At 51.5% G+C, this 21,590-nt stretch carries 18 protein-coding genes; 8 read left to right on the forward strand and 10 right to left on the reverse strand.

What is annotated here, in order from left to right; all coding sequences use genetic code 11:
• Positions 1-99 precede the first annotated feature (99 nt).
• Complete coding sequence (gene mgsA, locus ABSH60_RS02175; protein WP_390972508.1) at positions 100-561, forward strand: methylglyoxal synthase; 462 nt, start codon at positions 100-102, stop codon at positions 559-561.
• A gap of 40 nt (positions 562-601) precedes the next feature.
• On the opposite strand, the gene helD is transcribed toward mgsA, so the two are convergent.
• Positions 602-2,656 carry a DNA helicase IV gene (gene helD / locus ABSH60_RS02180; RefSeq protein WP_390972510.1) on the reverse strand — a complete coding sequence of 685 codons (2,055 nt, stop codon included), beginning with the start codon at positions 2,654-2,656 and terminating at the stop codon, positions 602-604.
• Positions 2,657-2,862: 206 nt separating this feature from the next.
• Between helD and ABSH60_RS02185 the strand changes: the two genes are divergently transcribed.
• Both ABSH60_RS02185 and yccS read left to right on the forward strand, forming a co-directional pair.
• Complete coding sequence (locus ABSH60_RS02185; RefSeq protein WP_056769344.1) at positions 2,863-3,324, forward strand: YccF domain-containing protein; 462 nt, start codon at positions 2,863-2,865, stop codon at positions 3,322-3,324.
• 56 nt (positions 3,325-3,380) lie between these two features.
• Positions 3,381-5,522 carry a YccS family putative transporter gene (yccS, locus tag ABSH60_RS02190; protein ID WP_056769342.1) on the forward strand — a complete coding sequence of 714 codons (2,142 nt, stop codon included), beginning with the start codon at positions 3,381-3,383 and terminating at the stop codon, positions 5,520-5,522.
• Positions 5,523-5,556: 34 nt separating this feature from the next.
• Here the strand turns inward: yccS and ABSH60_RS02195 are convergent, their stop codons facing one another.
• Positions 5,557-6,300 (reverse strand): TfoX/Sxy family DNA transformation protein, encoded by a 744-nt coding sequence (locus tag ABSH60_RS02195; protein WP_371414278.1) that lies wholly within the window; start codon positions 6,298-6,300, stop codon positions 5,557-5,559.
• Between the two features lie 112 nt (positions 6,301-6,412).
• Between ABSH60_RS02195 and sulA the strand changes: the two genes are divergently transcribed.
• Both sulA and ompA read left to right on the forward strand, forming a co-directional pair.
• Positions 6,413-6,919, forward strand: coding sequence for an SOS-induced cell division inhibitor SulA (sulA, locus tag ABSH60_RS02200; RefSeq protein WP_056769338.1), 507 nt, complete (start codon positions 6,413-6,415; stop codon positions 6,917-6,919).
• 356 nt (positions 6,920-7,275) lie between these two features.
• Positions 7,276-8,352 (forward strand): porin OmpA, encoded by a 1,077-nt coding sequence (ompA, locus tag ABSH60_RS02205; RefSeq protein ID WP_056769336.1) that lies wholly within the window; start codon positions 7,276-7,278, stop codon positions 8,350-8,352.
• Between the two features lie 131 nt (positions 8,353-8,483).
• Here ompA and matP read toward each other — a convergent pair whose 3' ends face one another.
• Entirely contained in the window at positions 8,484-8,942 is a 459-nt protein-coding gene (gene matP, locus ABSH60_RS02210) for a macrodomain Ter protein MatP (RefSeq protein ID WP_056769334.1), read from the reverse strand.
• A gap of 209 nt (positions 8,943-9,151) precedes the next feature.
• Here matP and ABSH60_RS02215 point away from each other — a divergent pair, with 209 nt between their 5' ends.
• Both ABSH60_RS02215 and fabA read left to right on the forward strand, forming a co-directional pair.
• Complete coding sequence (locus ABSH60_RS02215) at positions 9,152-10,918, forward strand: AAA family ATPase (RefSeq protein WP_390972514.1); 1,767 nt, start codon at positions 9,152-9,154, stop codon at positions 10,916-10,918.
• Between the two features lie 68 nt (positions 10,919-10,986).
• Positions 10,987-11,505, forward strand: a complete 519-nt coding sequence (fabA, locus tag ABSH60_RS02220; RefSeq protein WP_056769330.1) for a bifunctional 3-hydroxydecanoyl-ACP dehydratase/trans-2-decenoyl-ACP isomerase — start codon at positions 10,987-10,989, stop codon at positions 11,503-11,505.
• 187 nt (positions 11,506-11,692) lie between these two features.
• On the opposite strand, the gene rmf is transcribed toward fabA, so the two are convergent.
• The 6 genes from rmf to rlmKL form a co-directional block, all read right to left on the reverse strand.
• A complete protein-coding gene (gene rmf, locus ABSH60_RS02225; RefSeq protein ID WP_072158021.1) occupies positions 11,693-11,860 on the reverse strand; it encodes a ribosome modulation factor in 168 nt (55 codons plus the stop codon).
• A 273-nt stretch (positions 11,861-12,133) separates the two neighbouring features.
• Positions 12,134-12,703, reverse strand: a complete 570-nt coding sequence (gene pqiC / locus ABSH60_RS02230; RefSeq protein WP_056769326.1) for a membrane integrity-associated transporter subunit PqiC — start codon at positions 12,701-12,703, stop codon at positions 12,134-12,136.
• The gene (gene pqiB, locus ABSH60_RS02235; protein ID WP_082465669.1) at positions 12,703-14,355 is read right to left on the reverse strand and encodes an intermembrane transport protein PqiB; all 1,653 of its coding nucleotides are present in this window, start codon (positions 14,353-14,355) and stop codon (positions 12,703-12,705) included. Before pqiB ends, pqiC begins: the two co-directional genes overlap by 1 nt.
• Positions 14,342-15,607 (reverse strand): membrane integrity-associated transporter subunit PqiA, encoded by a 1,266-nt coding sequence (pqiA, locus tag ABSH60_RS02240; protein ID WP_056769322.1) that lies wholly within the window; start codon positions 15,605-15,607, stop codon positions 14,342-14,344. The genes pqiB and pqiA overlap by 14 nt, the downstream gene beginning before the upstream one ends.
• Positions 15,608-15,688: 81 nt before the next feature.
• Positions 15,689-17,593 carry an ABC transporter ATP-binding protein gene (locus ABSH60_RS02245; RefSeq protein ID WP_056769319.1) on the reverse strand — a complete coding sequence of 635 codons (1,905 nt, stop codon included), beginning with the start codon at positions 17,591-17,593 and terminating at the stop codon, positions 15,689-15,691.
• Between the two features lie 5 nt (positions 17,594-17,598).
• The gene (gene rlmKL / locus ABSH60_RS02250; RefSeq protein ID WP_122094804.1) at positions 17,599-19,719 is read right to left on the reverse strand and encodes a bifunctional 23S rRNA (guanine(2069)-N(7))-methyltransferase RlmK/23S rRNA (guanine(2445)-N(2))-methyltransferase RlmL; all 2,121 of its coding nucleotides are present in this window, start codon (positions 19,717-19,719) and stop codon (positions 17,599-17,601) included.
• A gap of 110 nt (positions 19,720-19,829) precedes the next feature.
• On the opposite strand from rlmKL, the gene ABSH60_RS02255 reads away from it, so the two are divergent.
• Entirely contained in the window at positions 19,830-20,933 is a 1,104-nt protein-coding gene (locus ABSH60_RS02255) for an MOSC N-terminal beta barrel domain-containing protein (protein WP_390972517.1), read from the forward strand.
• Positions 20,934-21,009: 76 nt separating this feature from the next.
• Here ABSH60_RS02255 and ABSH60_RS02260 read toward each other — a convergent pair whose 3' ends face one another.
• Positions 21,010-21,558: a cell division protein ZapC gene (locus tag ABSH60_RS02260; protein ID WP_217204009.1), complete on the reverse strand. Its 549-nt coding sequence runs from the start codon at positions 21,556-21,558 to the stop codon at positions 21,010-21,012.
• Positions 21,559-21,590 lie beyond the last annotated feature (32 nt).

The raw sequence follows: 21,590 nt of genomic DNA on the forward strand, positions 1-21,590 counted from the left end.
TTTCTTCCTTAACGCCAAATTCTTGCCCCCGCGCTATGCAGTAAAACCCAGTTTCAGTATTCTGTGAGCCACTTTTACTTTCGCGTTGAAGGGAATTAGATGGAATTCACAACCCGCACGATCGCCAGCCAAAAGCATATTGCGCTGGTCGCCCATGACCACTGCAAAAATACGCTGATGAAATGGGTGGATAAAAACGTCGCTGAGCTTTCAAAGCACATTCTTTATGCCACTGGTACCACCGGAAATCTGGTTCAGCGTAACACCGGAATTAACGTCAAAAGTATGCTGAGTGGTCCGATGGGTGGCGATCAGCAGGTCGGCGCGCTGATCGCGGAAGGCAAAATTGATATGCTGATTTTCCTGTGGGATCCGCTCAATGCCGTTCCGCATGACCCGGATGTGAAGGCGCTGCTGCGTCTGGCGACGGTATGGAATATTCCTGTGGCGACGAATATTTCTACCGCTGATTTTCTGATTCAATCGCCGATGTTTCAGTCGGAAGTTGAAATCACCATTCCTGACTATCAGCGCTATTTGTGGGCACGCCTGAAAGGATGAAGGATAAAAGGCCCGGAGCCAGTTCGCCGGGCCTTTACGTTCAGGGTTTTCTCTGCACCGGTACGCCGATGTCTTCAAGCTGCTCAACAAACACCGAAGGACGCGCTTTATCCTGCAGCAACCAGACCTGATGTTTCGCGCGGGTCATCGCCACATACAGCAAACGCCGCTCTTCCGCGTCCATGAAGTTCTCAGGCTCGGGCAGTAAAACCTGCTCCAGCACCGACTCGCGGGCCGGTGCTGGGAATCCATCATTGCCTTCATGCAACCCGACGATAACCACATAATCTGCCTGCTGACCTTTGCTGGCATGGATAGTCATAAACTCAAGATTGAGTTTCGGCCAGCGCGTGGCGGCTTTCTCCAGTATTTGCGGACGCAGATGGTGATATCGCGCCAGCACCATAATCTGCTCCTGCGCCGTGACGTACCCGCTGAGTTTATCCAGTAATTTTTCCAGCTGGTCCTCAGGAAGAATAACGACATTTTTCTTGTTCCCCTTCGTCAGGCTGTTTAATGGTTTTTTCAGCTGATAAGGGTTTTGCTGGACAAATTTATTCGCGATTTCACCAATACGATCATTGAAACGGTAGGTGGTATCGAGCGCACATTGCGCGCCTTCACCGAAGTTTTCAGCAAATGCGGTAGTCAGCGACAGCTCAGCACCACTGAACCGGTAAATGGCCTGCCAGTCATCGCCAACGGCAAACAGGCTGGTGTGCTTGTTGAGTTTACGCAGGGCAGAAAGAAGCAGCGCACGCTGTGGCGAAATGTCCTGAAACTCATCCACCAGAATGTGTTTCCACGGGCTGACAAACCGCCCTTTCTCCAGAATATTGACGGCCTGATGAATCAGCCCTGAGAAATCCACTGCGCCCTCTTCTTTAAGCGCTGTTTTCCAGGCTTTCAGAAAAGGTGCCATCAGGCGAATACGCTTCTGGAAAAGTTCTTTTACCTCTTCAGGGGCGGCGTCGATCATCTCTGCCTGGCTGCCGCCATGCATACGCATCAGGCCTAGCCAGCGTTCAAGACGGCTGCACAATCTCTCGGCCAGCGCTTTGTTCTTCCAGTAATCCCCCTCCGGAACGGTCCATTCAAGCTCATCGGTCATCCACTGCCGCCAGCCGCTGGCCTGGACTTTTTTCTCTGCACATTGCTGCTGCCAGGTTTTGATCAGTAAACTGCGGCGCGCTTTGGCATCCGTCTCCAGTTTGCTGATTTTCGGCGCTTTTTTGCTGCCTTCCGAAATAATCTGTAATGCCAGCGCATGGAAAGTCTTGGCTTTGATGCCCTCGGTATGCAGACGCTCTTTTATACGGGTGTTCATTTCATCGGCGGCCTGACGTCCGAACGCCAGTAGCAGGATTTGCTCCGGTTGCGCTTCCTGACGCCTTAACAACCAGCCAGCGCGCGCCACCAGTACCGAGGTTTTGCCGCTGCCCGCACCTGCCAGCACCAGCACAGCATCTTCCCCGTTGACCACTGCCCGGCACTGGCTGTCATTGAGCGGAGACACTTCGACGGTATCGAAGAAGTCACGATTACCGGCAATCACCCGATCAGTCCACGCCAGATTTCGTCTGTCGACGCTGCGTTTACCCTGCTCGAGCCAGCGCAGACAGGTCTGATAATCGTCGCGGCAGTTTTCAAATTCATTCAGGCGCTCAACCGGAACCGGTATCGCGGCAAAAGCGTCGGCGATGTCTTTCTGCACATCAGCCAGATCAACACGCTTGAACCATTTGTCCTGCTCTTCAATGCGCTCGATTTTTTCCACCTGCCCGTGCAACACGCCGGCACTGACGTCGCTCATTTCATCGCTCCAGCTCTGCCAGGCTTTAAGCAAATGCTGATAAAAACGCTGAGTTTCCTGCCACTCCGTGCCATGCAGACGCACGACTTTCTCTTCAGGAAGCTCGAATTCAAGCTCCCCCCAAACAATGCCGCGTTTGCAGCGGATCTGGATCAGCTGATTGAAAGGGATCAGGTAGTGATGTTTGTCGCCGCTGACTTCAACGCCCGCGTTAAGCATGCGCACCCGATTGTAAGGGTGCTGAGCCAGATGTTTCCCGAAAGAGGTCGATTTCAATTCCATATCATCACACCGTGTCTTTTCTTGATTCCTGACGGAAAAATAGTATGCGTTATTTTACATGTTCGGATTCGAAAGAGTATTTAGGAGTTCACCTTTGATAACCAGAGGCGATCCGGCCCACGAAACAAGGTAGAATAAAGCAGGTGTTTCCATTTAGTGAACATGAAATCTTTTAACATTTTTAATAACTTCGGGAAGATCCCAACATGCGCACAGTGCTCAATATTCTTAACTTTGTTTTAGGTGGCTTTTTCACCACTCTCGCCTGGCTGTTTGCCACGCTGGTCAGTATTGTGCTGATTTTCACTCTGCCTCTGACCCGTTCATGCTGGGAAATCACCCGTCTGTCATTGCTGCCGTTCGGTAATGAAGCAGTACATGTCGATGATTTATATCCTGAGAGACGTAACGCGCTGCTTGCCGGTGGCGGTACTCTGCTGAATATCTTCTGGCTCATTTTCTTCGGCTGGTGGTTATGTATTTCCCACATTGTGGCGGGGATTGCTCAATGTATCAGTATTATTGGTATTCCAGTGGGCATCGCGAATTTTAAAATCGCCGCTATCGCACTTTGGCCGGTGGGCCGTCGGGTAGTTTCCGTTGAGCTGGCAAAACAAATGCGTGAATCCAATGCTGCACGCCAACTTAATGACCGTCGCAATCGCTGAGCAACCTCGTTCGGCCAATTTTTTTAATCACTGATTATGTTTAACGTGGGGTTTTCGTGCTCTCTATTGCACCAGGGTTAAGGCGTTATGCTTATAACAGCAATGTTCTTTATCACATCAGGATTTTCATTGCGCTGACCGGTGCTGCTGCGGTGCCGTGGTGGCTCGGCCAGACAACGCTGACTATTCCGCTGACGCTGGGTGTGGTGGCCGCTGCGCTGGCCGACCTTGATGACCGGCTGGCAGGGCGTCTGCGTAATTTGCTGATCACCCTGGTATGCTTTTTCATTGCCTCGGCATCAATAGAGTTGCTGTTTCCCCATCCGTGGCTGTTTGCGCCAGGACTGATGCTCTCGACGTGCGGATTCATTCTGCTTGGCGCACTGGGACAACGTTATGCCACTATCGCGTTCGGCGCGTTGCTGATCGCGATTTATACCATGCTCGGCACCAGCATGTATCACATCTGGTATCAGCAACCCTTGCTGCTGCTGGCAGGGGCAATCTGGTACAACGTGCTGACACTTGCCGGGCATTTAATTTTCCCCATCCGCCCGCTTCAGGACCAGATTTCCCGCTGTTTCACCCAACTGGCCGCCTATCTGGAAGCCAAGGCAACGTTGTTTGATCCCGACCAGGAAGATAACAATCAGCAACTGGTGGAACTGGCAATGGCCAACGGTCAGCTGGTTGCGACGCTCAATCAGACCAAGAATACGCTGCAGACCCGGCTTAAAGGCGACCGGGGTCAGAAAGGAACGCGACGCACCCTGCACTATTACTTTGTCGTACAGGATATTCACGAACGGGCCAGTTCCTCTCACGTGAAATACCTGAAGCTCAGCGAACAGTTCCATCACAGCGACATTTTGTTCCGCTTCCAGCGCCTGATGAGTATGCAGGCGCGTGCCTGTTTACAGCTTTCTCAGTGCATTCTTTATCGGCAACCCTATACGCATAACAGCCAGTTTGAACGCGCCTTTGCACGGCTTGAAGAGGCACTTAAGCGTCTGGAAACGCAGGGGGAACACCGGGAGATGTTGCAGGCGTTGCGCCACCTTTTGCGCAATCTGCATGCGATCGATGCGCAGCTGGCGAATATTGAATCCGAGCAATCGTTGCCGGAAAATCAGGCAGGAAAAAGCCCGTTTGTTGAAGACCGCCTCACCGGCCTGGATGATATCTGGCTGCGAATTTCACGTCACTTCACGCCGCAATCGGTATTATTCCGCCATGCAATCCGTATGTCCGTCGTGCTGTTTGTCGGATATGTATTCATCCAGGTCAGCGGGCTGAATCACGGTTACTGGATTTTGCTGACCAGCCTGTTCGTATGCCAGCCTAACTACAGCGCAACGCGCCGGCGGTTAGCGCTGAGGATTATCGGGACCCTGGCCGGTATCGCGCTGGGAATACCCATCCTGTATTTCGTTCCCTCAGTGGATGGTCAGATGATCCTGATCGTAATCAGCGGGTTGCTGTTCTTCGCGTTTCGCACCGTGCAATACGCCCAGGCCACCATGTTTATCACCCTGCTGGTCTTGCTGTGCTTCAATTTGCTGGGCGAAGGGTTCGAAGTCGCGATCCCGAGGATTATTGATACGCTGATTGGCTGCGCCATTGCCTGGGCCGCCGTGACATTTATCTGGCCTGACTGGAAATTCCGCCAGATTGACCGGGTAGTCAGTAAAACCTTTCAGGCCAACTGCCGGTATCTTGATGCCATTCTGGTGCAATATCATCAGGGCAAGGACAACAGTCTTGATTATCGCCTTGCGAGACGCGATGCGCATAACTGCGATGCTGAACTGGCGTCCGTTGTCTCCAATATGAGCTCGGAGAAAAACAATGAGACGGCGACGCTTGAGGCAGCCTTTCGCCTGCTGTGCCTCAATCACACCATGCTCAGTTATATTTCAGCGTTGGGTGCCCACCGCGAAAAACTCCAGGATGCCGAAACGCTGCGCTTACTGGATGATGCTGCATGCTGCGTGGATGGCGCCCTGAATCATATGACAACGGAGACAGACCGGGTACAGCGAGCACTTGATCACCTGACCTCGCGGATTCAGATGCGTACGACAGAATCAGACAGTAAAGAGCAACTTGTACTGCAGCAAATCGGATTGCTGGTGGCTCATTTACCTGAGCTCACCAGCCTGAATAACAAGATTTCGCCGGAACAGCATCACTCCTGATACCGCTAAGCGCCGGGCATTCACTCCAGCCCCATTAATGTGGATCCTGGAGTGGGTGTTCCGATTGCTCTTGCTGATGCCTGTACCATTGAATTAACGACTCACGGGATGACATCGGCAGAGCAGCCTCATGAAATCCAAGAATTGCCCCTTCCAGCGCCATTAATATGTTAATACCCAGATCTTTTTTCACGGTACAGAGCTTTTTGTACGTCAGACATGATCCCAGCGATTTAAGATCGCCCGAATTTTCAATACCCACCTCCCAGAGTAATTTTTCCAGCGCCAGCGTCAAATTGGGGAGATCTTTTAACCGCCCTGCCTCGTTTTTTTTACGTTTATTGATATCATGCTGCATTCCTGTGAGAGAAAGCATGGCCATCTGGCGCAGTTTTCTGGGTTTCTCCCACTGAGCTTTGCTCACTTTGAAATAACGAAGAAAAACGGGCATTCCGCGTTTACGATAAATCAGCCTTTCCATTCCAAGCTCGCAAAAATATTGCTCAGTTTCATCACTGGCACGCAGGTACAACTCGCCGTCGGACACAAGAGCAAACATCACGCGGTCAGCCGATAAACTGTACCCGCCGAACTGCGAGCGTGCACGTATGTTGCCCAATGAGGCAAAGAGTTCCGTACATTGAAGAATCCGTTTTTTTGACTGGCTTATCATTGCGTTATCCTTTTCATATTCATTCCATAGAACCATTTCTGGGTTAGCTAAACAGCTAAAATCAAAATACGCAATGTGGAGCACTGCGCCAAATACAAAATGCATTTGCAGTCAGTTACCTTCAAAATTTGCGAGATATCTTGGAAAAATTGGGTTGATCTTTGTGCACCGCCAGAGTACTGTACATTCATACAGTAACTCACTGGGGTACATCACTATGCGAACTCAACACCATGCAAATCATCATTTTAGTCAGCTTGCTTTGCCGGTAGATCATCAACAGGTAAATACGTCTGCGTCTCTGAATAATGGTCTGATCACTGAGTTCGTCTATAGTGCGAGCCAACCGGCGTTTGCCCAACTGTTACTGCCTCTGCTTCAACATCTCGGCACGCAATCACGCTGGTTGTTATGGCTCACGCCGCAGCAAAAATTGAGCCGTATCTGGTTATCAGAATCGGGTTTGCCTGTAGATAAGATGGTGCAGGTAAATCAGATCACCGCGATGTCGACGGTGGACGCGATGGAGAAGGCATTACAGACCGGAAATTACAGTGTGGTATTAGGTTGGCTACCTGAATTGAACGATCTTGAGAGGGAAAGACTGCAAATTGCAGCCCGTCAGGGGGAGGCTTACGGGTTCGTGATGAAGCCGACAAATGAGCAGAGTTCAGCCAATGGACATCACTCAACCGTAAAAATTCACTCATTTGTATATCATTAGTTCAAATTAGGAATGTTCCGATGAAAATAATGCGGAACTTAGTGATTTGTGCTGGAACTGGCCCCAAAGCCAGTAAAAATGGGCATTCCTGACGCAGATATCCTCCAAGTTTTGTCAACAAAAGGTCAAACACGTTAAGAAATGTGTACATTTTTCCCTTTTTTTCCACAGCGTTAACACTTCAAGCTTGTAAGTTTCGCGCCACGTTGTAGACTTTACAACGCCAAGGTTGCTCTATAATGCCAACGTAAAGTGGCAAGTTCTTAATTGACGCAATAACCTTGGCGCAAGGATTTTAACCAAGGGCTTACAGCTTAAAGCTCAATTGCCTATTTGGATGATAACGAGGCGCAAAAATGAAAAAGACAGCTATCGCATTAGCAGTGGCACTGGCAGGTTTCGCTACCGTAGCGCAAGCCGCCCCTAAAGATAACACCTGGTATACCGGTGGTAAATTGGGCTGGTCCCAATACCATGACACTGGTTTCGCAAATGCTTACGAAGGTATCGGCAACGGCCCTACCCACGAAAGCCAACTGGGTGCAGGTGCGTTCTTGGGTTACCAAGCGAACCAATACCTGGGCTTTGAAATGGGATATGACTGGCTTGGTCGCATGCCTTCTAAAGGCAGCGTAAACAACGGCGCGTTCAAAGCACAAGGCGTTCAGCTGGCTGCTAAATTGAGCTACCCACTGACTGACGATCTGGACCTGTACACCCGTCTGGGTGGTATGGTTTGGCGTGCAGATTCAAAAGGTAACTTCAACAATGGCGCTGCTGGCCGCATCAGCGACCACGACACCGGTGTTTCTCCACTGGCAGCCGTTGGTGTTGAATACGCAGTAACCAAAAACTGGGCTACCCGTCTGGATTACCAGTGGGTTAACAACATCGGTGACGCAGCTACAGTTGGCGCACGTCCTGATAACGGCATGCTGTCTGTGGGTGTTTCTTACCGTTTCGGTCAAGATGAAGCAGCTGCTCCAGTTGTTGCTCCAGCACCAGCTCCAGCTCCAGTTGTAGAGACTAAGAAATTCACTCTGAAATCTGACGTTCTCTTCAACTTCAACAAATCGACCCTGAAACCAGAAGGCCAACAGGCTCTGGATCAACTGTACAGCCAGTTGAGCTCAATCGATCCTAAAGACGGTTCTGTTATCGTTCTGGGTTACACCGACCGTATCGGTTCAGAACAATACAACCAGAAACTGTCTGAGCAACGTGCACAGAGCGTAGTAGATTACCTGGTATCTAAAGGTATCCCTGCTAACAAGATCTCTGCACAAGGCCAAGGTAAATCTAACCCAGTTACTGGTTCTACCTGTGACTCCGTTAAAGGTCGTGCTGCTCTGATCGACTGCCTGGCACCAGACCGTCGTGTAGAAATCGAAGTTAAAGGCTACAAAGATACTGTTACTCAGCCACAGGCTTAATAACACTCTTTAGCTTTTGCTACAGATACTAAAAACCCCGCCTCGGCGGGGTTTTTTTATGTCCTGATTTAACCATCAGAAGCCAAACCAGAACAAATAACGTTGCTAATCAGAAAGGATATGGAGACAGATCAGCTATCTTGTTTACCCAAAATTTGCTGTAAATCTTCCTTCAGTGATGACATCTGATTCGCATATTTCTCTTTACGTTCAGCATCTTCAAGCAACTGTATAATCGTATCCGACAACGTTGCCCCGCGACGTTGTGCGAGCCCTGCAAGACGCTGCCAGACCAAAAACTCCAGATCGATAGACTTCTTACGGGTGTGCTGATGTTCAGCATTGAAATGGCGTTTACGGCGGGCGCGAATGGTTTGCTTGAGACGATTTTCCAGCGCCGGATTCATATTATTAGCAATCCAGTCCATGACCTTTACCGGTTCATTTTCCAGGCTAAGAAGTTGATTCACTGATTCATGCGCAGCGCTGTTTTCTAAATGGCGGGTGATCCGCTCACCTTCCCGGTGTTTTTTCACCAGATACTTCCATTTCCAACCGCTTTCGAGATTTTCCAGTTGCTGATATTTCATCGTGAACTCTTCTGTGACCACGTAACTTTACTAAGCATAACAGTTTTATTTCAATTTTCACTGCAAATAAACCCGCCGATTTGTTTGTTTTTTGCGCACCTGTTCAGCAATGTGCGTTAACTCGGATTTGGGGGTGACTCTCATTGTATGCAGCCGTGTTTATTCTTGTATAATCGCACTTTCCCTTTTTATAGAAAACAGCTAACACATTGACCAATAACCGACTTGACTGGCAGCTTTTACTGCCCGACTCCGCGCCTTATGAGGCAATCTTTGCAACGGCTGCCCAGTTAGCCCCTGTCGATTTCGCTGGAACTCAGCCTCGGCTGGAAAATGGTTTAACGCTGTTTTGTCATCCCCGCTCGCGCCCCCGCTTTATGGTCCTTAAAGCACAGGAAAACCGTGAGTATCTGTCACGTATCTCGAATGTGGTCAGCGAACTGCTCCCTGAGCCGCAAGAAATTGCCGGTAACCGCTATCATATCGAAGGCAATAAAGTGACGCTGCTGGCGGCAAAATCGGCAGAAGATGCCTTTGCAGCCAAATATACCTGTCAGTACCGTGAGTGGGTTGAGCCGGAACAGCTGTTTGGCTGCGTGCGGATCTATAAAGACCAGATTCAGCTTGAACCTGGATTGGTCCATCATCTGAACGGTGGCGTTCTGATTCTGTCTATTCGCAGCCTGCTCGCGCAGCCTCTGATGTGGTTACGTCTCAAGCAGATGATTACCGAAGGGCAATATCACTGGGTTTCTCCCGATGAAACACGCCCGTTGCCGGCAACCATTCCGCCAATGCCGTTGGATATCCGCCTGATTCTGGTAGGTGACCGCCTGTCTCTTGGCGATCTCAGCGACATGGAACCCGAGCTGATGGATTCCTCCATCTACGGTGAATTTGAAGCCGACCTGCCGTTGACTGAAACCAGCGATATGGAAACCTGGTGTGGTTACGTCAATACGCTGGCAGATGAGCTGGATGTCCCGCGTCTTGCCGCTGATGCCTGGCCAGAGTTCCTGAAGATAGCGATTCGCCAGAGCACCGATCAAGGCAGCCTGATTCTGGATCCGGTCTGGCTGAACACGCAGCTTAGTGAAGCCGCGCTCTACAATGAAGATGAATTGCTGAGTGCGAAAGCATTTGAAGCTGCGACCAGCTCCCGCGCATGGCGTGAGAGTTATTTACAAGAACGCATGCAGGATGAAATCGAACTTGGGCAAATTCTCATCGAAACCGATGGTGAAGTTGTCGGGCAGATCAATGGCCTGTCCGTTCTTGAATATCCGGGCCACCCGCGAGCATTGGGTGAACCTTCACGTATTAGTTGTGTCGTACACACCGGCGACGGTGAGTTTACTGACGTCGAGCGCAAAGCAGAACTGGGCGGCAATCTTCATGCAAAAGGCATGATGATCATGCAGGCCTTTCTGATTTCTGAACTGGAGCTCGACCAGCCTCTGCCCTTCTCCGCGTCTATTGTGTTTGAGCAATCTTACGGAGAAGTCGACGGCGACAGCGCCTCCCTGGCTGAACTTTGTGCACTGGTCAGTGCGCTTTCAATGCAGCCGATCAACCAGCAAATTGCTGTGACCGGTTCTGTTGATCAGTTTGGGAACGTGCAACCTATTGGTGGCGTAAATGAAAAAATCGAAGGTTTCTTCGAAGTTTGTCATCGCCGTGGTCTGACCGGGAAACAAGGGGTCATTCTGCCCACCAGCAACGTGCGTAATTTGTGCCTGCATCCGCAGGTTATAGACGCCGTTCGCGAAGGCCAGTTTCATTTATGGGCAGTTGATAACGCAGCCGAAGCGCTGCCTATCCTGACCGGACTGATTTACTCAAACGAAGGTGAAGTTGAAGAAGAACGTCCGAGTTTGTTGGGGTTGATTCAGCAGCGCATTGCGCTGGCAACATCGCAAGGTGGTCCGCGTTATCCCTGGCCTCTTCGTTGGTTGAACTGGTTCAGTCGCAGCTGATCGGAGTTGTTCAGCTTACAGCTGTAAGCTAATCTTCGTCCTTCATTAAAATAAGGCTTACATAGAACATGGTAGATAAACGCGATTCCTATACGAAAGAAGACCTCATAGCTTCCGGCCGCAGTGAACTCTTCGGCGCAGGCGGTCCTCCGTTACCGTCAGGCAACATGCTGATGATGGATCGCATCGTCAAGATGCAAGAAGATGGCGGCACCCATGGCAAAGGCTATGTAGAAGCTGAACTGGATATCAATCCGGACCTGTGGTTCTTCGGTTGTCACTTCATCGGTGACCCGGTGATGCCTGGTTGTCTGGGTCTGGACGCTATGTGGCAGTTAGTGGGCTTCTATCTGGGCTGGCTCGGTGGCGAAGGCAAAGGCCGCGCACTGGGCGTCGGCGAGGTGAAATTCACCGGTCAGGTTCTGCCTACGGCTAAAGTGGTGACTTATCGCCTGAACTTCAAACGCGTGATCAACCGTAAACTGATCATGGGCGTTGCAGATGGTGAAGTGCTGGTTGACGGTGTCGTGATCTATACCGCAACAGATCTGAAAGTAGGTTTGTTCAAGGACGCTGCTGCGTTCTGATTCGGCAAATACTGCAATTAACAGAACGGCGGGTCTTCGGATCCGCCGTTTTTTTATGCCTGATTTATCTCTGATCTCTGATAAGAGATAATTGTGAGTGAGATAAACGTCTCAGTGATGACTGCCCGCATAAACGAAAACCTCCGCGCGTAGCGGAGGTTGTTCCTTTTTCTGCCAGTGCCGCCGCTTAAGCGGTTACGGCCCTGACCTCCATGGCTTGTCGCCAACCCCCGAGCCAATGTGATCGGGCATCTAATGATTGGTAGGGGCAAATCTCTTTTGAGCGCCCGCCAATACCTGCTTGATATCCACGTGATTGTGCCCGTTCCAGGCGATCGCGTTTTTGTCTCTTCATGCCTTGTATCCCTCATTATTCAGGTCAGGTGGAAAGAAAACAGTGGTGCGCTTCTGCGTCCACCCCTAATAAATAGCGGCTATCAGCAAGGAGGTCAATGCTCAAAATTCACGCCAATGTCATAAATATGAGATATTTTATCGGATTGCGCGCAAATGAATCGCGCCTTAAGAATCACATCTGGCTGATCACAAATAAAAAATCCCGGCATCTGAAAATCAGAAACCGGGATTTTTATTATTTAGCTCAAATTAAATTAAGCTTAAAAAGTTTTTATCTTACCTGAGCCGCTATCTGGCTTGCTTCTTGCTGCCAGCCGGTAGCCAGAGTTCTGACCAGTGCGTCATAACCGTCTTCGCCCTGTTTCAGATTCAGCGCAAAATCACGCTGAATTGTCTGGCCGTTTCGGTTCAGCGTCCAGCTGCCGCTCACCACCACGATGCCATCGTACCGGCCATGGAAACCGGTGACATTAACGTTCAACACGTCCTGATCGTCTGAACTGGCGGGCTGACCGGAAACCAGATACCCCGGTAAATCACGGCGCAGATAGGTCACCAGAGACTGCTGTAGCTGCTGATCCAGCGGGCTGGCCCACAGGTTATTTTGAGTCAGCGTGTATTGCACATCATTGGTCTGATACACCAGCCCTGAACCTGCCAGGTAATCAGCGACACTCACGTGCTCTACCCACAGCTTACGCTGCTCGGTCATGCCGGACGACATTACGCTACCGGCGGCCGTTGTACTGCTTAGCAGCGGCAGCTGGTAGTAGGTCTTCTGATTACTGCTGCTACAGGCAGTCAGGAATAATGCTAAGACGACAGGTATCCATTTTTTCATTATTTGGCCTTCTTCGGCTGAGGATCATCTTGCCCAGGGGCTGCGAAAATCAGAGCGTTACTTTTCTGGTTCAGCGTTTTCAGGACTGGCTGTAGCTCGCGCAAGGTCTTGTCCAGACTTTGCATATCGCCTACCAGATTGCCGTACGCCGGAGAACCAGGCTGGAATCCTTTCAGACTGCGGTTCAGCTGGATTAGCGTCTGCTGCATGTCTTTCGGCAGATTCTTCATCTCTTTGCTGCCAACGATCGCATTAAGAGATTCGATCGTTTTCTGCGTTGCCCGCATCGTTTTCTGACTTTCCGCCAGCGTGCTGGTGGCTTCACGCATCATCGGTTCGATAGGCAGATTGTTGATTTTATCCAGTGTGGCAATGAGTTTCTGCTGGATCTGCGCGAACCCACCGCTCACCGTTGGCAGCAGTTTGTGCCCGGCCAGTTCCAGCGGCCCTTTCCACGGTTTCTCATTAGGATAGAAATCAAGATCGATGTACATCGAGCCCGTCAGCAGGTTAGCGGATTTCATCGACGCACGAAGACCATGAGCAATGCCATCACGAATGTGATCTTCAATATTGAAGTTACTGCCGAGCAGTTGAACAAAGCGATCGGGTTCAATGCGGATCAGTACCGGAATACGATAATCGTCGGACATCTGCTGATTCAGCACATTCATCGGATAAGGAACTTCTGCTACTGTCCCCAGACGTATGCCACGGAATTCGACCGGCGCGCCAGGTTGCAGACCACGAACGGAGTCAGAGAAGAACATCACATAATCCATGTGACGGGTATACAGCGATTCCTGAATACTTTTCTGGTCGTCAAACAGCTGATAGTTATCGCCGTTTTTAGCCGCCTGCCCCTGCGTCCAGCCATTAGGAATATCGAAACTCACGCCACCGCTGAACAGCGTGGTCAGAGAGCCCATTTCCACACGCATTCCGGCAGCTGACATATCAAAATTCACGCCGCTGTCTTTCCAGAAGCGGACATTGTCGGATACCAGCGTGTCGTAGGGCGCACGAATGAACAGCTGATATTTGATATTGCGGGCTTTAGGATCGAAGTGGCTGGTTTCCACTGTACCGACCTGGAATCCACGGAACAGCACCGGGTCACCCGGACTTAGCTGACCGGAGCGTTCACTTTCCAGGACGACACGGATCCCTTTGGCATCCGGTGACGCCAGTGGCGGGGAGTCATCGAGTTTATACTCCGTTTTCTCGCCGCCTTTATTTCCCGGCTGAAGCTGAATATAAGCCCCGGATAACAGTGTCCCCAAACCAGAAACGCCTTCACGGCCGATTTGCGGTTTCACCACCCAGAAGACGGAGTCATCGTGCAGCATTTTTTCCATGCCGGTGTTAAGACGCGCCTTGATAATCACCTGCTGAAGGTCATCGCTCAGGGTGACTGATTCCACTTTGCCGACGTCCACGTTACGGCTTTTGATGGTGGTTTTCCCGCCCTCAATGCCTTCGGCCGTCGCGGTGATGAGCGTCACTTCCGGTCCCTGGTGGCTGTAATGATAAAACAGGATCCATGCCCCGATCAGCGCAGTAACGATCGGGACAATCCACACCGGTGACCAACGTTTAATCTTTTCTACTTTGGCAGTTCCGTCATGCTCTGCCATGTTATTTCCTGCCATCTTGTGGCTCCTTTGTAGACTTCATTCCGGCACGATCCCAAATGAGCCTTGGGTCAAACGTCATTGCAGCGAACATAGTGAGGATGACGACGCCAGCAAACAGCAGCGCGCCGATGTCCGGATAAATACTCATGAGCTGCCCCATTCTTACCAGTGCAGAAAGTACCGCAATCACAAACACGTCAATCATCGACCAGCGGCCAACAAATTCAACAAGTTCGTAAATCACATGCAACCTTTCACGGTCAATTTCTTTATTACTGTTCGCATCCCAGCACAGCCAGGCAATCGCGATCATTTTTAACGTCGGCACCATAATACTGGCGATAAAAATCACCATCGCCACCGGATAAGAACCATCACTCCACAGCAGCACCACACCAGCCATGATCGTCGAAGGCATCGGGGTTCCCAGCACCTGAGTGATCATGATCGGCAACAGATTGGCCGGAAGATAAAGCAGAACCGAGGTGACCAAAAGCGCCATCGTCCATTGCAGGCTGTTTTTACGCCGTGCATGGCCATGGCTCTTGCAGCGGCCGCACTCTTTTTGATCAACGGGCAAAATCGCCATACAGCAGTGACATGAACGCAGCCCCTGTCGCAGGCCGCTTTCGCCCACGCGAACAGGGTGTTCAACCGCCGGAGCAGGCTCGATATGCTGCCATAACCAGAAGCGGTCAGTGCACTGGAACGCGCGTAGTTGCAGTAAACAGAACAGAACATAGGGGATGAAACTGGTCCCGACGCCAACGTCGCCGTAGGCCATCAGCTTAACGAAGCTGACCAGAACACCGGCGAGAAATATCTCCACCATGCACCAGCTTTTCAGCCTGAACAGGGTACGCGCGATACTCACTTTCCAGTGAACGGGGATGTTTATGCCCTGATAGAGAATAATGATAGACACCATGCAGATGGCCGGGAGCAGTTGCACCACGATCATAAACAGTGACGCCATACTGGCGTAATCTTCTGACACCAGCACCTGCGGGATTTGCACCAGCGTAACTTCGCTGCTCAGTCCGGCAACGTTCATATTCACAAAGGGGAAAAGGTTGGCGAGCAACAGCATAAATAACGCGCTGATTGCGTAACCGACAGGACGTCTGCGAGGCTCATTCCAGCGGGTTGTCAGCGTCGTATGGCAACGAGGACAAACGGCCTTTTGCCCGATATTCAAACCAGGTATTGCCACCAGCATGTCGCATTGGGGGCATAAGATGTGCGGACCATGGGCATCAGAACACACAAGCGACTCCTCAATAGCGGAAAGGCCAAAGATATCGGCAACCGGTATTCCCTATAGCCGGTTGCCGATAAGCGTGCAGTGTTAGCCGTTTTTCTGCGCTTCCAGCGCTTCCCAACGTTCGAACGCCTGCTCTAACTCCTGCTCTGCAGCAGCGAAAGCCGCAAGCACTTGCTGAGTTTCTTCATGAGGAAGTGTGAAGAAGTTCGCATCGCTCATCTGCTGTTGCAGTGCTTCAATTTTTTCTTCCAGTGTGCTGATTTGCAGTGGCAATTGTTCAAGCTCACGTTGTTGATTATAGCTGAGCTTGTTCGCCGTGCGTTTGGCCTGTTCTGCTTTCGGCTGCGCAGGTGCTTTGTTTTCAGCTGCCGCAACCTGACGGATTGGCTTCTGATGACGGCGTTGATGCTGCGCGTCATGGTAACCGCCGACATAGCTGTTGATCACGCCGTTGCCTTCGTAAATCCAGCATTCAGTGGCCGAGTTATCAACAAATTCACGGTCATGGCTCACCAGCATTACGGTGCCCTGATAGGAATCGATCATCTCTTCCAGCAGCTCGAGAGTTTCCACATCCAGGTCATTGGTTGGTTCATCGAGAATCAACAGGTTGCTTGGGCGCAGGAACAATTTTGCCAGCAGCAGACGGTTACGTTCGCCGCCCGAGAGTGCTTTCACCGGGGTCATTGCACGTTTTGGATGGAACAGGAAGTCCTGCAGGTAGCCCAGAACATGGCGTGAACGGCCATTGACCATCACTTCCTGCTTACCTTCCGCGAGGTTATCCATCACGGTACGTTCAGGATCCAGCTCGGCACGGTGCTGATCGAAATATGCGACTTCCAGCTTAGTACCGCAGTGAACACGGCCACTGTCAGCCTTAATCTGGCTTAACATCAGTTTCAGCAGCGTCGTTTTGCCACAGCCGTTCGGACCGATCAGCGCAATTTTATCGCCGCGCATCACCTGAGCCGAGAAGTTGCTGACCAGTTGTTTACCGGCCACGCTGTAGTTAACGTCTTCCATTTCAAAGACGATCTTGCCGGAGCTTGCGGCTTCAACCACCTGCATTTTGGCGGTGCCCATCACTTCACGGCGGTCGGAGCGCTCTTTACGCAGGGCTTTCAGGGCGCGTACGCGGCCTTCGTTACGGGTACGTCGGGCTTTGATACCTTGGCGGATCCACACTTCTTCCTGCGCCAGTTTTTTATCGAACTCGGCATTTTGCAGCTCTTCAACGCGCAGCGCTTCTTCTTTCGCCAGCAGATAAGCTTCGTAGTTACCCGGGTAGGAAACCAGTTTGCCGCGGTCGAGATCGACAATGCGGGTCGCCATATTGCGAATGAAAGAACGGTCATGGGAAATGAAGATTATGCTGCCCTGGAATTCTTTCAGGAACTCTTCCAGCCACGCGATACTTTCGATATCCAGGTGGTTGGTCGGTTCATCGAGCAACAAAATCTGGGGAGCGCTGACCAGCGCACGTCCCAGCGCGGCTTTACGCAGCCAGCCGCCAGACAGCGCTTTCAGTTCGGTGTCGGCATCCAGACCCAGTTTCAAGAGCACTTCGTTGATGCGGCTGTCGAGCTGCCACAGGCCCTGGTGATCGAGGATCTCCATCACTTGCGCCAGTTTGTTCAGGTTCTTTTCGCTCGGATCGGTTTCGACCAGATGCGAAATAGCGTGATACGCCTTCAGATGTTCAGCCTGCTCGAAGACGCCTTCAGAGACGAAGTCAAATACGGTACCGGCAACGTTACGCGGTGGATCCTGTTGCAGACGCGCCACAATCAAATCCTGCTCGTACACGATGCGCCCGTCATCCAGCGGCACTTCACGGTTGAGAATTTTCATCAGCGTCGATTTACCGGCGCCGTTACGTCCAACCAGACACACGCGCTCGTTCGGCTCGATGTGCAATTCGGTGTTATCCAACAGCGGCGAGTCACTGAATGACAGCCAGGCACCTGACATACTAATTAACGACATAAACTTTATTTTTCCTCGCCAGCGTGAGAAAGCAGCCAGCAGTTATGAATTTGACGATTACGGGCGAAATCCTGTGACAGGGTTTGGCTGGTGATTTCTTTCGCGCTCAGACCCAGTTTGCTCAGTCCGTCGAGATCCATCTGGAAGCCGCGCTTGTTGTTGGAGAACATGATGGTACCGTTGCGACGCAGGATACGCTTCAAATCTTTCATTAATGAAAGGTGATCGCGCTGCACGTCGAAACTTTCAGCCATACGTTTGGAGTTTGAGAATGTCGGCGGATCGATAAAGATCACATCGAACTGTTCGTCGCACATGCCGAGATAGGACAGGCAATCCGCCTGAATCAGACGATGCTGACGACCGGTCAGGCCGTTAACGCGCAGGTTTTTCTCGGCCCACTCCAGATAGGTTCGGGACATATCTACGGTAGTCGTACTGCGTGCGCCGCCCAGACCTGCATGAACACTCGCCGTTCCGGTATAAGCAAACAGGTTCAGGAAGTCTTTACCGTTACTCATTTCGCCCAGCATTTTGCGCGCGATACGGTGATCGAGGAACAGACCTGTGTCGAGATAATCGGTCAGGTTCACCCACAGCTTAGCGTTAAATTCTTCTACCAGCTGGAACTCACCTTTTTGCGCGAGTTTCTCATACTGGTTAGTGCCCTTCTGACGTTCACGGGTTTTCAACACCAGCTGGCTGGAGGAGACATCCAGCACCGCGAGCGTAGCGTTGATCACGTCAAACAGACGCTGACGGGCTTTTTGCGCATCCACGGTTTTTGGTGGCGCGTATTCCTGCACCACGACTTTACTGCCGTAGCGGTCAACCGCCACGTTGTAATCCGGCAAATCAGCGTCATACAGGCGATAGCATTCGATCCCCTGCTGTTTGGCCCATTTTTCCAGCTTTTTGACGTTCTTACGCAGACGGTTGGCATAGTCTTCTGCCATCTGCACGCCTGCAGCACCGGTTGGGTTTTCCGACAACTGATAGTTTTTCTGCACGCATTCCAGCGGGCCGTTCTTCGCTTTGAACTGGCGATCGGCGCGCAACTGCACACAGCTCAGCAGCTCAGGCGATGCGCTGAACAGGGACAACTGCCAGCCGCCAAACTGCATCTTCATGATGCGGCCCAGCTGATTATGCAAGGCAATCAGCGCCGGTTCACTTTCCAGACGCTCGCCGTATGGCGGGTTACTGATGACAGTACCGGTCGGGCCTTCAGGCAACGGATTAACCAGTTTGCCCACTTCAGCCGCTTCGAAGCTGATAATTTCTGACACACCGGCGCGACGGGCGTTGGAGCGCGCCATCTCGATCACACGGCGGTCGATATCAGAACCGAAGAAACGAGAGGACGTTTCCTGCACGGCGCGGCGGGTACGAACCTGCGCTTCCGTTGTCAGTTCACGCCACAGCTCGGTATCGAATTTGTTCCACCCGGTGAAACCCCAGTGTGGACGGTGCAGACCCGGTGCACGATCGGCGGCGATCATTGCGGCTTCAATCAGCAAGGTGCCTGAACCACACATCGGATCCAGCATCGGCGTGCCCGACTGCCAGCCGGAGCGCATCACGATAGCGGCAGCCAGATTTTCTTTCAGCGGTGCCTGACCGGCAAGGTCACGGTAGCCACGCTGATGCAGGCCTTCGCCGCTCAGATCCAGCGCGACGCTGGCGGTATCACGTTGCAGAAATACGTTAACGCGGATGTCGGGCAACTGCTTCGCCACATTCGGACGTTCATCCATTTTGCGGGTAAAGCTGTCAACGATGGCGTCTTTCACTTTCAGCGCACCGTACTGACTGTTGCGGATTTCGTCGTTCAGGCCGCTGAAATGCACCGCGAAGGTTTTATCAACGCTGAAAATTTCAGGCCAGTCGATGGCCATCACGCCAAGATAAAGATCTAAGTCACTGTGGACTTTAAATTCGTTCAGAGGCAGCAGGATGCGCGAAGCCAGGCGGCTCCACAGCAAGCTTTTATACATCAGGCGATCGTCACCTTCAAAATGCACCCCTCCCTGCACAACTTTGCAGGCTTGCGCACCCAGCGTTTCCAGTTCGCTTTTTAACAGTTCTTCCAGTCCACGCGCCGTGCTGGCAAACAAAGAGTTCATATCGACATATCACCAAAAATAAAATTGTTGCGCATTATAGCTAATCCCGGGCGCTTGTCATAAAGTCTCTGGTTCTCTTTTAAGATCGAAAATCAGAGAGGCGATGTTAAGTGCCCATTCTTTCACGTTTATTTGTTCACCCGATAAAATCCATGCGTGGCCTGCAAGTGTCTCATTCGCTGGTCACCGCAACGGGTCTGGCGTTTGATCGCCAGTTTATGCTGACCGACCCTCAGGGCATGTTTATTACCGCCCGTCAGTATCCGAGTCTGGTGTTGTTCACCCCGGTTCTGTTACCGGATGGCCTGATGATTGTCCCGCCGGAAGGCGAGAGCATCAGCGTCAAATTCAGTGAATTCAACGGCCAGAATCAGCCGACAGAAGTCTGGGGCAATCAGTTTACCTCACTCATCGCACCAGAACCGGTAAATCGCTGGTTGAGTGGTTATTTAAAGCGTGACGTTCAGTTGCGCTGGGTAGGTGACGAACCGACCCGCCGGGTCAAAAAACATCCTGAAGTGCCGCTTTCGTTTGCCGACGGATTCCCGTATTTACTGATCAATGAAGCTTCGATGCAGGATTTACAACGTCGCTGTCCGGGTGGCGTCAGAACGGAGCAGTTTCGCCCTAATATCGTTGTGAGCGGCGCAGAAGCTTACGCCGAGGACACGTGGCAGACGATCCGTATCGGCGAAGTGATCTTCGATCTGGTGAAACCTTGCAGCCGCTGTATTTTCACTACCGTCAGTATTGAGCGAGGGCGTAAACATCCGGGCGGGGAGCCGCTGAAAACCCTGCAAAGCTACCGTACGGCCAGCGACGGCGATGTGGATTTCGGTCAGAACATGATTGCCCGCAATTCCGGCGTGATCCGCGCCGGCGACAGCGTGGAGATCCTGACGACTAAACCGCCCCGCCCTTACGGCGCGGGTCAAGTGATTGAAAGTGTTGAAGCGCCTAAAAACAGCGCACAGACTCTGACCATTAATTATCAGGGCACCGAATTTACCGGCAACAATCAGCAGATTTTACTCGAACAGCTGGAGTTACAGGGGTTACGCATCCCTTATTCATGCAGGGCGGGAATTTGCGGAGCCTGTAAAATGACGTTGAAAGACGGGCAGGTGTCACCGCTGAAAGAAAGTGCGGTAGGTAAAGACGGGACGATTCTGGCGTGCAGTTGTATTCCGGCCTCGGATATCGTGCTCAGCTAGAACTGTTTGAGTTAGGAAATTTGAGATCGGATCGGAAAGAACAGGCGGTTTTATCAGAGCGTCGCTGATAAAGCGATTACACCGCCTGGTCATACACATCGCGGCTGCTGGTTCTGATCGTTGCGGGCATCAGCCGGTCATGCATGATTTTAATCGCATCCCCCAGCACCATGCCGCGCCCTGCCACTGTCAGCCTTTCCTGCGCCAGTAAGCACAAGCTCGCATTATCGCCTGATTCAACAATCAGCAGCGTGGCCTGTTCGCCGCTTTCCATCACCTGCACTTGTGCAAGCTGGCCGTTACCCGGCTGGAACGGACGAACCTGCTGACTGAAATGCCAGCTCTTGGGCATCAGCGGCTTTAAAAAACGAAAAGCGACCAGAGCATTTAATACTAATTCGGCGCGCTGCTCTGCCCCGAGTTTAATCTGTTTACATTGTTCTTCGAAATCGAAATACAGCGCCGCATCATCGACGCAAAAAGTCATTTCGCCAAAAGCATCAGGCGTGAGCATTTTAGCCGGAAAACGGGAACGGAAAATCATGCCATTGGCGAGATCCAACATCAGTCGGTCATGTTCAGCATCAAAATACCAACGCCAATTATCATCTGGTTTGATTTTCATTTCGTCATCCTGTTCACCCTCAATGCCCGCAA

The organism is Rahnella sp. R3(2024) (genome assembly GCF_042920125.1).
Classification (GTDB): Bacteria; Pseudomonadota; Gammaproteobacteria; order Enterobacterales; family Enterobacteriaceae; genus Rahnella; species Rahnella rivi.